This window comes from Pseudomonas frederiksbergensis (assembly GCF_003732275.1).
GTDB classification, from domain to species: Bacteria; Pseudomonadota; Gammaproteobacteria; order Pseudomonadales; family Pseudomonadaceae; genus Aquipseudomonas; species Aquipseudomonas frederiksbergensis_H.
This window is the reverse complement of the sequence record NZ_MOBM01000043.1, coordinates 101,753-115,395: the sequence shown is the minus strand read 5'-3', so window position 1 is coordinate 115,395 and position 13,643 is coordinate 101,753. Positions and strand designations below refer to the sequence as shown.

The 13,643-nt window shown below is 56.6% G+C and carries 12 protein-coding genes; 7 read left to right on the top strand and 5 right to left on the bottom strand.

Annotated features, from left to right (window positions below; genetic code table 11):
* Positions 1-363 precede the first annotated feature (363 nt).
* Together BK662_RS34205 and gorA are read left to right on the top strand one after the other, a co-directional pair.
* Positions 364-1,893, top strand: a complete 1,530-nt coding sequence (locus BK662_RS34205) for an MFS transporter (RefSeq protein ID WP_123361245.1) — start codon at positions 364-366, stop codon at positions 1,891-1,893.
* A 106-nt stretch (positions 1,894-1,999) separates the two neighbouring features.
* Positions 2,000-3,358, top strand: coding sequence for a glutathione-disulfide reductase (gene gorA / locus BK662_RS34200; protein ID WP_123361244.1), 1,359 nt, complete (start codon positions 2,000-2,002; stop codon positions 3,356-3,358).
* On the opposite strand, the gene BK662_RS34195 is transcribed toward gorA, so the two are convergent.
* Positions 3,355-4,374, bottom strand: coding sequence for a DNA-binding protein (locus BK662_RS34195; RefSeq protein WP_123361243.1), 1,020 nt, complete (start codon positions 4,372-4,374; stop codon positions 3,355-3,357). The two genes, gorA and BK662_RS34195, sit on opposite strands and share 4 nt — an antisense overlap.
* Positions 4,375-4,551: 177 nt before the next feature.
* Between BK662_RS34195 and BK662_RS34190 the strand changes: the two genes are divergently transcribed.
* The 3 genes from BK662_RS34190 (at position 4,552) to ahpF (ending at position 7,891) form a co-directional block, all read left to right on the top strand.
* Positions 4,552-5,490, top strand: coding sequence for a site-specific integrase (locus BK662_RS34190; protein ID WP_123361242.1), 939 nt, complete (start codon positions 4,552-4,554; stop codon positions 5,488-5,490).
* Between the two features lie 138 nt (positions 5,491-5,628).
* Positions 5,629-6,192: an alkyl hydroperoxide reductase subunit C gene (gene ahpC / locus BK662_RS34185; RefSeq protein WP_038983195.1), complete on the top strand. Its 564-nt coding sequence runs from the start codon at positions 5,629-5,631 to the stop codon at positions 6,190-6,192.
* Positions 6,193-6,328: 136 nt separating this feature from the next.
* The gene (gene ahpF, locus BK662_RS34180) at positions 6,329-7,891 is read left to right on the top strand and encodes an alkyl hydroperoxide reductase subunit F (protein ID WP_123361241.1); all 1,563 of its coding nucleotides are present in this window, start codon (positions 6,329-6,331) and stop codon (positions 7,889-7,891) included.
* 178 nt (positions 7,892-8,069) lie between these two features.
* Here the strand turns inward: ahpF and gloA are convergent, their stop codons facing one another.
* Positions 8,070-8,591, bottom strand: a complete 522-nt coding sequence (gloA, locus tag BK662_RS34175) for a lactoylglutathione lyase (protein ID WP_030131431.1) — start codon at positions 8,589-8,591, stop codon at positions 8,070-8,072.
* Positions 8,592-8,729: 138 nt separating this feature from the next.
* On the opposite strand from gloA, the gene BK662_RS34170 reads away from it, so the two are divergent.
* Positions 8,730-9,254: a DUF4946 domain-containing protein gene (locus BK662_RS34170; protein WP_123361240.1), complete on the top strand. Its 525-nt coding sequence runs from the start codon at positions 8,730-8,732 to the stop codon at positions 9,252-9,254.
* Positions 9,255-9,429: 175 nt separating this feature from the next.
* Here the strand turns inward: BK662_RS34170 and BK662_RS34165 are convergent, their stop codons facing one another.
* The 3 genes from BK662_RS34165 to BK662_RS34155 all read right to left on the bottom strand — a co-directional run bounded on the left by BK662_RS34165 (position 9,430) and on the right by BK662_RS34155 (position 12,540).
* Entirely contained in the window at positions 9,430-9,795 is a 366-nt protein-coding gene (locus BK662_RS34165; protein ID WP_007900052.1) for a histone-like nucleoid-structuring protein, MvaT/MvaU family, read from the bottom strand.
* 233 nt (positions 9,796-10,028) lie between these two features.
* Positions 10,029-11,564 carry an EAL domain-containing protein gene (locus BK662_RS34160; RefSeq protein WP_123361239.1) on the bottom strand — a complete coding sequence of 512 codons (1,536 nt, stop codon included), beginning with the start codon at positions 11,562-11,564 and terminating at the stop codon, positions 10,029-10,031.
* A gap of 103 nt (positions 11,565-11,667) precedes the next feature.
* Positions 11,668-12,540 carry a LysR family transcriptional regulator gene (locus tag BK662_RS34155; protein WP_123361238.1) on the bottom strand — a complete coding sequence of 291 codons (873 nt, stop codon included), beginning with the start codon at positions 12,538-12,540 and terminating at the stop codon, positions 11,668-11,670.
* 79 nt (positions 12,541-12,619) lie between these two features.
* Between BK662_RS34155 and BK662_RS34150 the strand changes: the two genes are divergently transcribed.
* Complete coding sequence (locus tag BK662_RS34150) at positions 12,620-13,567, top strand: DMT family transporter (protein ID WP_123361237.1); 948 nt, start codon at positions 12,620-12,622, stop codon at positions 13,565-13,567.
* Positions 13,568-13,643 lie beyond the last annotated feature (76 nt).

Here is a 13,643-nt window from a genome sequence, read left to right as displayed (position 1 = left end):
AGACCCGGTTTCCAGTGGATCGTAAGGCTGCTCCACTTAAGTGAACAGCATTACGACTTGTTCGGGGCGTTTGCTTTTGTGTGGGCGAAAGGAAAAAAGGCTTTCCGCCGATCAGCGCTTGAATGTCTCCCGAGTCGGTGAGACTGATCGTACAGATCAGGATTACGACGAATTCAGAAGCAACCTACGGGGAGTTTCAAATACATTGGGCAATCGTTTGAGTTCTGGAGCCGTCGATTGTCAGCACGTTTTTTCATTGCTGAACTGATTAAATCCTCGCCAAGGAAGCGCGTAGGAAACGTTTCACGGGCGCATTGAAAAATGTCCCGTGAATTTTTTTGTGTGCAGTAAGGAGTTTTACCCATGGCATTAATAAGTGGGGCGACACACCGCGGAGCGAGATCAAAACGTTGGTTAGGCCTAAGCGTGCTGATGCTGCCTGTGTTGCTGGTGACAGTTGATAATACGGTGCTTGGATTCGCGCTACCAAAAATTGCCGAGGCCCTGCGTCCGAGCGCTAGCCAGCAGTTGTGGATGATCGATGCTTATTCGCTGGTCTTGGCGGGATTGCTGGTGTCGATGGGCAGTCTGGGAGATCGAATCGGTCATCGTAAGTTGTTGCTGGCCGGGTCTTTGGGTTTTGCCATTGTGTCGGTGCTAACCGCGTATTCCGATACTGCCACGCAACTGATTGCCGGGCGAGCTTGTATGGGCGTTTTCGGTGCAATGCTGATGCCCTCAACGTTGGCGTTGATACGTTCGGTGTTCGAGGACCGAGAAGAACGCAGGCTAGCAGTCGCGATCTGGGCAACGACGTTGACGGTCGGCTCGGCACTCGGTCCTTTGGTGGGCGGGGTGTTGCTGGAATTCTTCAGTTGGGGATCGATTTTCCTGTTGGCGGTGCCCGTATTGGTGCCACTGCTGTTATTGGGACCACTGTTGTTGCCCGAATCCGAGCGAGATGCTTCAGGGCCGTTGGATCCAATAAGCATCCTGCAATCGATGGTAGCCCTTGGTGCCATTGTTTATGGCATTAAACACAGCGCCAGTAATGGTATCGACTGGATGGCGCTGACAACATTTGCAGTAGGCGCAGTTGCAGGCTGGATGTTTGTGCGTCGACAGTTACGACTGCCAGTGCCGCTGATGGACCTGAGTCTGTTCCGCAGTGGCACCTTTAGCGGCTCTGTCGCGATCAATTTGATGAGTCTCGCGTTTCTCGTCGGCTTCGTATTCTTTACCACTCAGTTCCTGCAGATCGTTCTTCAGATGTCGCCCTTGAGTGCTAGTCTCGCGTTGGTGCCGGGTCAGATCATGGCAATTGTAGTGGGGATGGCGGTCGTGCCTGTTGCACAGCGATTACAGGTGCATGTGCTGATACCGATTTTGATGGCGTTTGCTGGAGCGGCGTTTTTGCTGGTCGCCAGCATGGGCAGTAGCCTGACCGTTCTAGTGGTGTCTTTTGCCTTGCTGAACATTGGCGTGGGCGCGATCGCGACGGTCTCCAATGATGTGATTTTGTCAGCCGCACCACCGGCAAAGGCGGGCGCTGCGTCCGCCATTAGCGAAACAGCCTATGAAGTGGGCGTAGTTTTGGGGACGACAGTAATCGGCGGTCTCGTCACTGCCTACTATCGCGGTGCATTGCAGCTTCCGGGGTTTTTGAGCGAAGTGCAGATGATGCTGGCGAGTGAGACGCTATCTGGTGCCCATCATGTGGCGGCAGACTTGTCGGGTGATCAAGCAAGAGAATTGATGATGCAGGCGGGAAGGGCATTCGAAGGTGGAATCAGTTTGGTTTCGTGGGTGACGTTCGGCTTGGCACTCATGGCTATTTTGATTGCTTGGCGAACTCTGCGGACACCGAAAACGCAATCTGCAAAGGGGCATTGATCAAAAATGAAGGTTGGGCCGCGCATCGCACGGCCCGAGCATTTCAGCGCAATGCTTGCTCAACAGCCGCCCGCAGGTATGCTGGTGACCTGCCAAGGAGATAGAAATGGCCTACGATTTTGACTTATATGTAATTGGCGCCGGTTCCGGCGGTGTGCGGGCTGCGCGGTTTGCGGCGGGTTTTGGCGCGAAAGTCGCCGTGGCCGAGAGCCGCTATCTGGGCGGTACGTGTGTGAACGTCGGCTGCGTGCCGAAAAAATTATTGGTCTACGGCGCGCACTTCGCCGACGACTTCGAGCAGTCGCAAGGCTTCGGCTGGGCCCCGGGTGAGGCGAAGTTCGACTGGGCGACGCTGATCGCCAACAAGGATCGCGAGATCAATCGCCTGAATGGCATTTATCGCAATCTGCTGGTCAACAGCGGTGTGGCCTTGCATGAAGGTCACGCGAAGATCGTCGATCCGCATCAGGTCGAGATCAATGGCGAGCGTTACACCGCCAAAAACATTCTGATTGCTACCGGTGGCTGGCCGCAGATCCCGGAGATTCCGGGGCACGAGCACGCGATCAGTTCCAACCAGGCGTTCTTCCTTAAACAGCTGCCCAAGCGCGTTCTGGTGGTTGGTGGTGGTTACATTGCGGTGGAGTTTGCCGGGATTTTCCACGGCCTGGGTGCCGAGACGACGCTGCTGTATCGCGGTGATCTGTTCCTGCGCGGCTTCGATGGCGCGGTGCGCAAGCATTTGCAGGAAGAGTTGACCAAGCGCGGCATGGACCTGCAATTCAATGCCGACATCGAACGTATCGACAAGCAAGCCGATGGCAGCCTGACAGCCACACTCAAGGACGGTCGTAAGCTGGAAGCGGACTGCGTGTTCTACGCCACCGGTCGACGTCCGATGCTCGACAATCTGGGGTTGGAAAATACCGGCGTCAAACTCGACAAGAAAGGTTTTGTCGAGGTTGATGAGCAGTATCAAACCGCAGAGCCATCGATCCTGGCCCTGGGCGATGTAATCGGTCGGGTGCAGCTCACGCCGGTCGCGCTGGCCGAAGGCATGGCCGTGGCGCGGCGCTTGTTCAAGCCCGAACAATATCGCCCGGTGGATTACAAGATGATCCCGACCGCCGTCTTCAGCTTGCCGAACATTGGCACTGTCGGCCTGACCGAGGAAGAGGCGCGAGAGGCCGGGCTCGATGTGGTGATCTTCGAAAGCCGTTTCCGGCCGATGAAGCTGACCCTGACCGAGTGCCAGGAACGCACCTTGATGAAGCTGGTGGTGGACGCCAAGACTGACAAAGTCTTGGGCTGCCACATGGTCGGCCCGGATGCCGGCGAGATCGTGCAAGGATTGGCGATTGCGCTGAAGGCGGGCGCGACCAAGCGTGATTTCGACGAAACCATCGGCGTGCATCCGACGGCCGCTGAAGAATTCGTCACCATGCGTACGCCAGTCGCGAATTAATCGTCCTTACGCGAGGCTGATGCGCCTGGCTCTGTCGCAACGACAGCGGCCAGGCGCGCGCTTTCATCCAGGCTTGCCTGCAACTTGATCAGTTCAATTTCCAGCGCTTTGTTGATGTGCGACTGTTCATCAATGTTCTGCTTGAGTGACTGACTTTCCAGCAAGGCAATGCGCAAGCGTTCCTGGAGGAGGGTGCGTTCGCTGTCGATACGGTTGACCTGTTCCAGTAGCTGATCCTGTCGGCTATTGGTGTGCTTGAGTTGCTCTTGCGACAGGCTCAGCTCGCGCAGCGTTCCGCGGTTTTCCGTCAGCAAGCGCTCGTTGTCGCGATGCAGTTGGGTGATTTCATCCTGGCGTACCAGTGCGCTTTGCTGCGCTTGACGCAACTCCATCTGAATCTGCTGCACCTGACCTTCGTGGCGCCGCTGTTCCTGCTCGCGCTGGTCTTTGACGGCGTTGCGATAGTGTTCCAGCGCTTCGCGGGCGTGCAGATGCTTTTCTTCCAGTGAGCGGATCTGCTCGTCCTTGTCCTGCAAGCGTAATTCGAAATCCGCCAGCGCCTGATTCAGTCCGGCATTGCGGGTTTGCTCGGTTTGCAGCATGGAGCGGGTGTCGTGCAGTTCCGCCGACTCCTGGGTCAGCGCCAGGCTTTGAAATTCGTATTGCTGCTGCAATTCGGTATTGGCCTCGCGGGCCTCGTGCAGTTGGGTTTCCAGCTCTTTTCGTTGTTGCTCGAACTGTGCGCGTGCTTGATCGATGGGTTCTTGCGCCTGTTCTTTCAGGCGTTGCGCCAGGCGCGACACCAGGCTTGCCAGCTCATCGTCGATAGGCTCGGAAGGTGCTTGCGCGGGCTCGGCGCCGTCATCGAGCTCCTTCATATAGCGATGGATTGTGGTTTTTGAACCGGTATTGCCCATCTCGATCCGCACCGCATCGATGCTCGGGTGTTCGCCCCGGGCGAGGATTGCTGAGCGTGCCGCCTGCACCAGTGCCTTGTTTACGCCGCCACGTGCCATGTGTTCTCCTACGATTTGATACTGTGGTACGTACCACTAATATACGCAATGTACCACGATGCTAATAAAGTTTAAATCCTATGATTTGTCATGCGGGATATACTGGTATTACCCCGTGTGATGCGCTGTAATCCGGGTTTCACCCGCCTGAGCGGTACGTTTTCGAGAACTGAGCCCATGACCGAACTGGATCGCTACCTGCAAGCCGCCACGCGCGACAACACCCGTCGCAGCTATCGCGCGGCCATCGAGCATTTCGAAGTCAGTTGGGGCGGGTTCCTGCCAGCGACGAGTGACAGCGTGGCGCGCTATCTCGTGGCTCATGCGGCCGTGCTGTCGATCAACACCTTGAAGTTGCGCTTGTCCGCGTTGGCGCAGTGGCACAACAGCCAGGGGTTCGCCGATCCCACCAAGGCACCCGTGGTGCGCAAAGTCTTCAAGGGTATTCGCGCGCTGCACCCGGCGCAGGAGAAACAGGCCGAGCCGTTGCAGCTTCAGCATCTGGAGCAAGTGGTGGCCTGGCTGGAGCAGGAAGCGCAAACCGCCAAGGCGCAGGGCGATCAACCGGGACTGCTGCGGGCCAGGCGCGACACAGCGTTAATTCTGTTGGGCTTTTGGCGCGGTTTTCGTAGCGATGAGTTGTGTCGGGTGCAGATTGAACATGTGCGGGCCAGCGCCGGCTCCGGCATCACCCTCTACCTGCCGCGCAGCAAGAGCGACCGCGAGAACCTCGGCCAGACATACCAGACGCCAGCCTTGCAGCGCTTGTGTCCGGTGCAGGCCTATATCCAATGGATCACTGAAGCGGCGTTGGTCCGAGGGCCGGTGTTTCGGGGCATCGACCGCTGGGGTCATTTGAGCGAAGAGAGCCTGCATGCCAATAGCGTGATCCCGTTATTGCGCCAAGCCCTGGAGCGCGCCGGTATTGCGGCCGAGCACTACACCAGTCACTCCTTGCGGCGTGGCTTTGCCACTTGGGCTCATCAGAGCGGTTGGGATTTGAAGTCATTGATGAATTACGTGGGCTGGAAGGATATGAAGTCGGCCATGCGCTATGTTGAAGCCAGCCCGTTTCTCGGGATGACCCGCATCGCTGAAAAGCCATTGGCACCGTAGATCACGTTTTCTTCTATTAATACTGTCGGCTAATAGCGAAAACCAATCAGCAGCATCAGGTTTGCCAATGAGCCAACCGGCGATCGGGTGGGTAGGATTCACCTCATCAACTTCTTAGCCCCTGACGGAGAGTCATCGATGCCTATCATCAACAGCCAAGTTAAACCGTTCAAAGCTGACGCCTTTAAAAATGGCGACTTCGTAAAAGTGTCGGACGCGGACCTGAAAGGCAAGTGGTCTGTCGTGTTCTTCTACCCAGCCGACTTCACCTTCGTCTGCCCGACCGAACTGGAAGACCTGGCTGACAACTACGCCGAGTTCCAGAAACTGGGCGTCGAGATCTACAGCGTTTCCACCGATACCCATTTTGCCCACGCTGCCTGGCACAACACTTCGCCAGCCATCGGCAAAATCCAGTACACCATGATCGGCGACCCGACTCACGCTATCTCCCGCAACTTCGACGTGCTGATCGAAGAAGCAGGTCTGGCTGACCGTGGCACCTTCGTGATCAACCCTGAAGGCCAGATCAAAATCGTTGAACTCAACGACGGCGGTGTAGGTCGTGACGCTTCCGAGCTGCTGCGCAAAATCAAGGCTGCTCAGTACGTTGCTGCTCACCCAGGCCAGGTTTGCCCAGCCAAGTGGAAAGAAGGCGAGGCCACTCTGGCTCCGTCCCTGGACCTGGTCGGCAAGATCTAAGTCTGTGACGCGCTTCATCAGGGCGGAACTCCGCACCTTCTAAGTAAGCTGCACCGCCCCTAAAAAACGCCCGGGCGAGATTCGCTCGGGCGTTTTTTTTCGACTTCTTTTTATCAAATACATGGAAATCGCCCGTATGTTGGACGCCAATCTTAAAGCCCAGTTGAAATCGTACCTGGAACGGGTCACCCAGCCGATCGAGATCGTTGCCTCCCTCGACGACGGTGCGAAATCCCAGGAAATGCTCGCATTACTCAAAGACGTTGCCAGTCTTTCCACCCAGATTACGTTGCTCGACAACGGTAACGATGCGCGTAAACCATCGTTCTCGATCAACCGCCCAGGGGCCGATATCAGCCTGCGTTTTGCCGGTATCCCGATGGGCCACGAATTCACTTCGCTGGTGCTGGCCCTGCTGCAAGTCGGCGGCCACCCTTCGAAGGCAAGTATTGAGGTGATCGAACAGATCCGCTCGCTCAAAGGCGAGTTCAACTTCGAGACTTACTTCTCGCTGTCCTGCCAGAACTGCCCGGACGTGGTCCAGGCATTGAACCTGATGGCTGTACTGAACCCGAACATCCGTCACGTCGCCATCGACGGCGCGCTGTTTCAGGCTGAAGTCGACGAGCGCCAGATCATGGCCGTGCCAAGCATTTACCTGAATGGTGTCAACTTCGGCCAGGGCCGCATGGGCCTGGAAGAGATCCTCGCCAAGATCGACACCAGCGGCATCGAGCGCCAGGCCGAGAAAATCAGCGCCAAAGAAGCCTTTGACGTACTGGTCGTCGGCGGCGGCCCGGCCGGTGCTTCGGCGGCGATCTACGCCGCTCGTAAAGGCATTCGCACCGGTGTGGCGGCTGAACGTTTTGGTGGTCAGGTGCTCGACACGATGGCCATCGAGAACTTCATCTCCGTGCAGGAAACTGAAGGGCCGAAACTGGCTGTGGCGCTGGAAGAGCACGTCAAGCAGTACGACGTGGACATCATGAACCTGCAACGCGCCGACAAGCTGGTGCCGGGCAAAAATGGCGAGCTGCACGAAATCCATTTCGCCAGCGGCGCCTCCTTGAAAGCCAAGACCGTGATTTTGGCGACCGGTGCCCGGTGGCGTGAAATGAACGTCCCGGGTGAGCAGCAATACCGCAACAAGGGCGTGGCGTACTGCCCGCACTGTGATGGTCCGCTGTTCAAAGGCAAGCGTGTGGCGGTGATCGGCGGCGGTAACTCCGGCGTCGAAGCGGCTATCGACCTGGCTGGTATCGTGTCCCACGTGACGCTGCTGGAGTTCGACGTACAACTGCGCGCCGACGCGGTGTTGCAGCGCAAGTTGCACAGCCTGCCGAACGTCACCGTGATCACCAGTGCGCAAACCACTGAAGTGACCGGCGATGGCCAAAAGGTCAACGGTCTGCGCTACAAGGATCGTCAGTCGGACGAGCTGCGCACTGTCGAGCTGGAAGGGATCTTTGTGCAGATCGGTCTGTTGCCTAACACCGATTGGCTCAAAGGCACCATCGAACTGTCGCCACGCGGCGAGATCATTGTCGATGCCCGTGGTGAAACGTCGATGCCCGGCGTGTTCGCGGCCGGTGACGTGACCACCGTGCCGTACAAGCAGATCGTGATTGCGGTAGGCGAGGGCGCCAAGGCTTCCCTGAGCGCATTCGATCACTTGATCCGCACCTCGGCGCCTGCATAAACGCCGACGCTGAAAACACAAAACCCCATGAGCGATCATGGGGTTTTTTGTGTATGCACATTCCAAATTGTGGGAGCGGGCTTGCTCGCGAAGGCGGACTGTCAGTCAGCATCACTGGTGAATGACACACCGCGTTCGCGAGCAAGCCCGCTCCCACAGGGGACCTGTGGTGGGGCGCTTACATCGGTGCTGGCTGAATAATTTCGACCCAGTAACCATCCGGGTCCTTGATGAAGGCCAGGCTCTTCATGCGACCGTCGTTCAGGCGTTTCTGGAAATCGCAGCCCAGCGCTTCAAAGCGCTCGCACGCGGCGCGAATGTCCGGCACCGAAATACAGATATGGCCGAAGCCGCGTGGGTCAGTGTTGCCGTTGTGATAAGCGAAATCCGCGTCGTTCTCGGTGCCGTGGTTATGAGTCAGTTCGAGAATGCCGGGGATCGATTTCATCCACTCGGTGCGCGCCGCGGCATCGGCCGGGATCTGGTTTTTATCGACCAGCGCCAGGAAATACAGGCTGAATTCGGCTTCCGGAAAATCACGCTTTTCCACCAGCGAGAACCCCAGGACGCGGGTGTAGAAATCCAGCGACTGGGTGATGTCCTTGACCCGCAGCATCGTGTGGTTGAAGACGAACTTCTGGGTGGCGGTGTCGGGTTGGGCGGTCACACCGGGAAATGTATTGAGTTCGTGCAGGCTCATGGGCCCTCCGGAAAATAAGTGGGGCTAGGGTCACAATGATACGCAAGGGCTCCGGCATCGCCAAACCAAAACCGCAGGCTTGCCTGACAGCCGGGTGAGGCTCAGACTTTACGGCTCAATTCGTGAGTGTTCATTGCAATGACCCGATTCTGTCGATCGATGTTCGTCCTGATGTATCTGCTTTCAGGTGTTACCCCCGCTTATGCAGAGTCTCCGGTCATGACCTGGCCAAACGGATGGACCGTCGAGGCCGTTCCGCAAGATGAGGCCAAACCGCAGGTTTCCCGGCAGCGCGCGGTAAAAAACGATCAGGAGGGTACACCGGTGATGGTGATGGAGTTGACCATGACTCAAGTGGAAAGTGGTCACCAGGTGAATCTGGAAGGCGTGCTGCTGGAAATGCGCAAGTCGGTGCAAAAGGACTTTTTTCAGGGTGGGTATCAGAGCGTTTGCACTAAAATTCACCCGACTACCTTGAGCCGGCTATCGGCGCTGGAAACTACCTGCACGATTACGCAGAATGGTCGACATGTGCTGTCTCAAACATTGGTCGCTGCGGTAGACGCCGATAAGGCCTATGTTCTTTCCTATGCGGGGCAGGCAGAGGTTTATAAGGCAAGTCAGGGCGACATAGCGGCTGCTCGAAACAGCTTGAAACTTTAGTTTGAGGTTTGCGTATCAGTAGATTTCAGCGTGTTCGGCATTTTTTAGATAGCCAAAGGGATTAAGCATAAAGTTGGACGATATGTAACGAATTGATCGGCGACTATCGTTGCATTTAGACGCTATCCATGAAAAAGCCCTGCATTGGCAGGGCTTTTTTTATGACCGCGAGTGCTTACCCACGCAGCCAGGAATCGACGGTGGCGGCACCGTATTGTTCCTTCCATGCTTTCAGGCCACGGTGGTTGCCGCCCTTGGTTTCAATCAGTTCACCGGTGTGCGGGTTCTGATAGACCTTGACCACGCGAGCGCGGCGGGTTTTAGGCGCTGTTGCCTGCTGCAGGCCGGATTTTGCCGGGTTCGGATCGAGGATGGCGATGATGTCGCGCAAGCTCTTGCCGTAGGTTTTCATCAGCCCCTGGAGCTTTTCTTCGAATTCGATTTCTTTCTTGAGCCCGGCATCGTTCTTCAGCGATTCCAACTGCTTGAGCTGTTCTTGAAGGGCCTTTTCAGCTGCACGGAATTCAGCGAGTCTGGACAATATCTTTACTCCAATAGTGTGTTTGGCTGATACCAACCGCAAACAAAGCTATAAGCCAAGAGCCTTGAAGCGACTCGGTGATAATGGCGCACCTGCCAGTTCTGCGCAGGCATGAAAAATTGTAGTAGTTAATTGGTCAAGAGTAAATCCTGACTTTTTCTTCATGTAACAAGAGTAGTCTTTTGATTCAATTTGGTGCGCATCTTCGTGGCTTCGATGCTTAAAGTGGTTAGTTAATGATCACTTAATGCTCTAATGAATTCTGCGCCGGGCATCGGCCGACCAAACAGATAACCTTGCAGGAAGTTCACGCCGTGGGCTGTCAGATAGTCACTTTGTTCCGCTGTTTCCACGCCTTCGGCGACGATACCCAGATCGAGTTTGGCCGAGAGCTCGATGATGCTGTCCAGAATGTGCCGGGAGAGGGCGTCGACACCAATCATGGCGACAAAGCTCTGATCGATCTTCAGGAAATCCACATTGAACTGACGTAAATAACCCAGGCTTGAGTGGCCGGTGCCGAAGTCATCGATCACGATCATCACGCCCAACCCGTGAAGCTGTTCGAACAATTGCAGGGTGATGGCTGTCGGCTCGATGAGTTCGCGTTCAGTCAGCTCCAGTACCAGGTTGATGCTGCCCGGGGCGAAAGCACTGAGGAATTCGCGACAGTCATCGACCAGTTCCAGATCCCGGCAGTGACTGGCGGTGATGTTGATGCCAATGTGAAATGGCCCCTCGAACGATGCCGATAAGGGTTCGAGCAACGCTGCGGTCTGTCTCATCAAGGAGCGAGTCATCGGTACGATCAACCCGGAATGTTCGGCAAACGGGATGAACAGATCAGGGCGCACCAAGCCTTCCTTGGGATGTTTCCAGCGCATCAATACTTCGGCGCCGGACCACTGCTTATTGTCGCCATGCACCACGGGCTGAAAGTAAGGAATGAACTCTGCTGCCTCCAGCGCACGCTGCATTTCGCGGCTGGGCGACATCGAGCGCTTCTGCAAGACATGCCCGATCGAGCCCGATACCACACCAAAGAACATCAGCAGACTGAACAGTGGCGGGTATTCGCTGCGCATGTAACGCCAGGTTTCTCCTTCGGGAAAGCCGGCGGCCACCGTAAAGGCATATCGCGCAGACGTCAGGGTGTTTTGCGCCACCGGCAAGATGGGCAGGGCATTGTCGTGGACCTTGCCGTCGGCCGACAACCAGTGGGGGCCGACTTGCAGCAACAATAATGTTTGGCGACCAATAAGGCGCAGCACGTTACTCAGGTGATAACCGTCCAGGGTGGACAATGCGCCCTGGTTTCCTTCACTAATCCGATACACCAGCAACGCAGTATTGGGCGTGACCGGGTTGCCGTTCATGAGCCATAGCTTGCCTTGGGTGTAATCGCCGGGATTGATCTTTTCCTGATATTCACCGAACAACGAACTGCAATAGAGGTTGTTGTCCCACACAAGGTTGGTCGAGCGCACGAACGGCCGGCGGGTGACTTGTTCACGCAGGGCCAGTTTGACGTCGTTGCAATTCTGACCGGCCAGCGGCAATAGCTCTTGCGCCGCTTGGGCGGTGTTGTCGAGCATCAGCTCGAATTGGCGAATGGCTTGTTCGCCAGTCAGTTCAGTACTTTGCTTGAGGGTACGTTCAGCCTGCAGGTAGAGAATGGCGACTCCCAACAACACCGGAAGCAATCCGCTCAAAACAGTCACAGCGATCCGGGTGCCACGCTTGCGGCGACTTTTGACGTTCAGTGGCATTCGCAAATCCATCGCGATAAAAGAGGGCTCTCAAAGACTGGCAGGACGACGCGCCTTCCAAAAGAGTTCAGCCATGATAGTTGGCCGACAGCACTTATGCCGTTCAATGATCATTCAGGCTCGAAGCCAGTTTGATAAAGGCCAGCGTCGCGGGTGATGACTGACGCTGATCGAGCACCGCCAGCCCGACCTGGCGGCTGACCGGTGGCGACAGCGGTTTTTTCACGTAGCGGTTGTCGTTGTCGTCAGGCAAAGAGCTTTCGGCAACAACGGTCAGGGCATCGCCACGGCCGACGGTGTCCAGCGTGCTGAGCAACTGCGAGCAGCGATAGCGAATGTTCGGCGTCAACCGCGCCGCATTGAATAGGCGCGACACCAGTTCCGAAGAGCCGGCTTCGGTCAGCACAAAAGGGTCGTGGCATAAATCGCTCAAGCTCAAACTGTCGCGACCGGCCAGCGCATGGTCGGCAGGCAGCAGCGCGACCATCTGGTCCTCGATCAGTCTAAACGTGTCGAAACGCTCCTGGGGCAACACCACAAAGCCGATATCGATACGTCGCTCTTCCAGCCACTGGATCACCTGACGGTCCGGACCTTCGTCGATGTGAACCTCGATGCCCGGGTGTGCGGCGCGGTAATGCTGCAGGATCCTCGGCAGCAGTTTGATCGATGAGGTCGGGCCGAACGAACCGATGCGCAAGGTGCCGCGTTTCATTCCTCTAGCATCGGCCGCTTCCTGGCGCAACGTGTTGGCCAGCCCGAGCATCGCCCGCGCGCGCAGTAATAGCTGCTGGCCGATATCACTCAGCTCGACCTGGGACTGATGCCGGCGCAGCAGTTCAACGCCCAATTCCTGTTCCAGCGACTTGAGCGCGTGGGACACCGCGGATTGGGAAATCTCCAAACGATTGGCCGCCGCGGTGAAGCCGCGCAGTTCGGCCACCAGCGAAAAAATCTCGAGTTGGGTGAGGGTCATGAGTATTTACTCATTTTACGATGATCGGGCATTTAATCGAATGATACGCCATGTGCCCGATTTCTGATGGTGGAGACTTATGACTACGTGTGAACAGACCCTGGCGAATTCCTCGGATGTACCGGTTTATCTGAAACTGGCAGCGGTCACCATGATCTGGGGCGGGACGTTTGTCGCCGGGCGGTTTCTGGCCGACAGCCTCAGTCCGTTGTTGGCCGCGAGCCTGCGGTTCTTGCTGGCGAGCGTGGCGTTGCTGCTGTTTCTGTTGCTGGCACGGGTGCCTTTGGTGCGGCCCAGCGCTCGGCAATGGCTCCAGTTGGCGTTGTTAGGATTCTTCGGAATTTTTTTCTACAACCTGTGCTTCTTTTACGGGCTGCATTACATCAACGCATCACGGGCGTCCTTGATAGTGGCATTGAATCCAGCGGTGATCGGCCTGGCGTCGTGGCTGCTGTTCAAGGAGCGACTGAGCGGGGCGAAAGTGGCGGGGATTACGATCTGCATTGCCGGCGCCAGTCTGGTGATCGTCAGCCGCAATCCGCAATTGCTGGCCGGTGGTACGGATGCCTGGATCGGCGATCTGTTGATCTTCGGCTGCGTGCTCGGCTGGGGCATTTATTCGCTGTTTTCCAAAAGCCTGAATCAAACGCTGGGGCCGGTGCAGACGGTGACGTACTCGATTTTGCTGGGCACGCTGATGCTCTGGGTGACCAGTGCCGTGCGTGGTGAGCTGAGTGTTGCGGCGCTCGCCGAACTCGGCACGCAACAATGGTTGAGCCTGATGTACCTGGGCGTGCTGGGGTCGGCATTGGCCTATATTGGTTATTACGACGGTATCCGCAAAATCGGTGCGACGCGCTCGGGTGTGTTCATCGCCTTGAACCCGCTGACCGCCGTTCTTTTTGGCGCGATGTTGCTGGATGAGCAATTGACGCTGGTGATGTGCCTGGGCGGCGGGCTGATCCTGGCGGGGATTTTTCTGTGCAACAAACCGCTTGCGCAGGCTACAAAAAGGGGGATTTTATAAGAAGGCGGACAAACTGATTTACGCTGTGTAGAATCGGGTTACGCATATAAGAATAATCGTCTTCTGGCAGCAGAAG

Bases quoted from the DNA above. Each gene is read 5' to 3' on its own strand.
- BK662_RS34205 (WP_123361245.1), top strand. From the start codon at position 364: ATGGCATTAATAAGTGGGGCGACACACCGCGGAGCGAGATCAAAACGT.
- gorA (WP_123361244.1), top strand. From the start codon at position 2,000: ATGGCCTACGATTTTGACTTATATGTAATTGGCGCCGGTTCCGGCGGT.
- BK662_RS34170 (WP_123361240.1), top strand. From the start codon at position 8,730: ATGACCCGATTCTGTCGATCGATGTTCGTCCTGATGTATCTGCTTTCA.
- BK662_RS34160 (WP_123361239.1), bottom strand. From the start codon at position 11,564: ATGCCACTGAACGTCAAAAGTCGCCGCAAGCGTGGCACCCGGATCGCT.
- ahpF (WP_123361241.1), top strand. From the start codon at position 6,329: ATGTTGGACGCCAATCTTAAAGCCCAGTTGAAATCGTACCTGGAACGG.
- ahpC (WP_038983195.1), top strand. From the start codon at position 5,629: ATGCCTATCATCAACAGCCAAGTTAAACCGTTCAAAGCTGACGCCTTT.
- BK662_RS34150 (WP_123361237.1), top strand. From the start codon at position 12,620: ATGACTACGTGTGAACAGACCCTGGCGAATTCCTCGGATGTACCGGTT.
- BK662_RS34195 (WP_123361243.1), bottom strand. From the start codon at position 4,374: ATGGCACGTGGCGGCGTAAACAAGGCACTGGTGCAGGCGGCACGCTCA.
- gloA (WP_030131431.1), bottom strand. From the start codon at position 8,591: ATGAGCCTGCACGAACTCAATACATTTCCCGGTGTGACCGCCCAACCC.
- BK662_RS34190 (WP_123361242.1), top strand. From the start codon at position 4,552: ATGACCGAACTGGATCGCTACCTGCAAGCCGCCACGCGCGACAACACC.
- BK662_RS34155 (WP_123361238.1), bottom strand. From the start codon at position 12,540: ATGACCCTCACCCAACTCGAGATTTTTTCGCTGGTGGCCGAACTGCGC.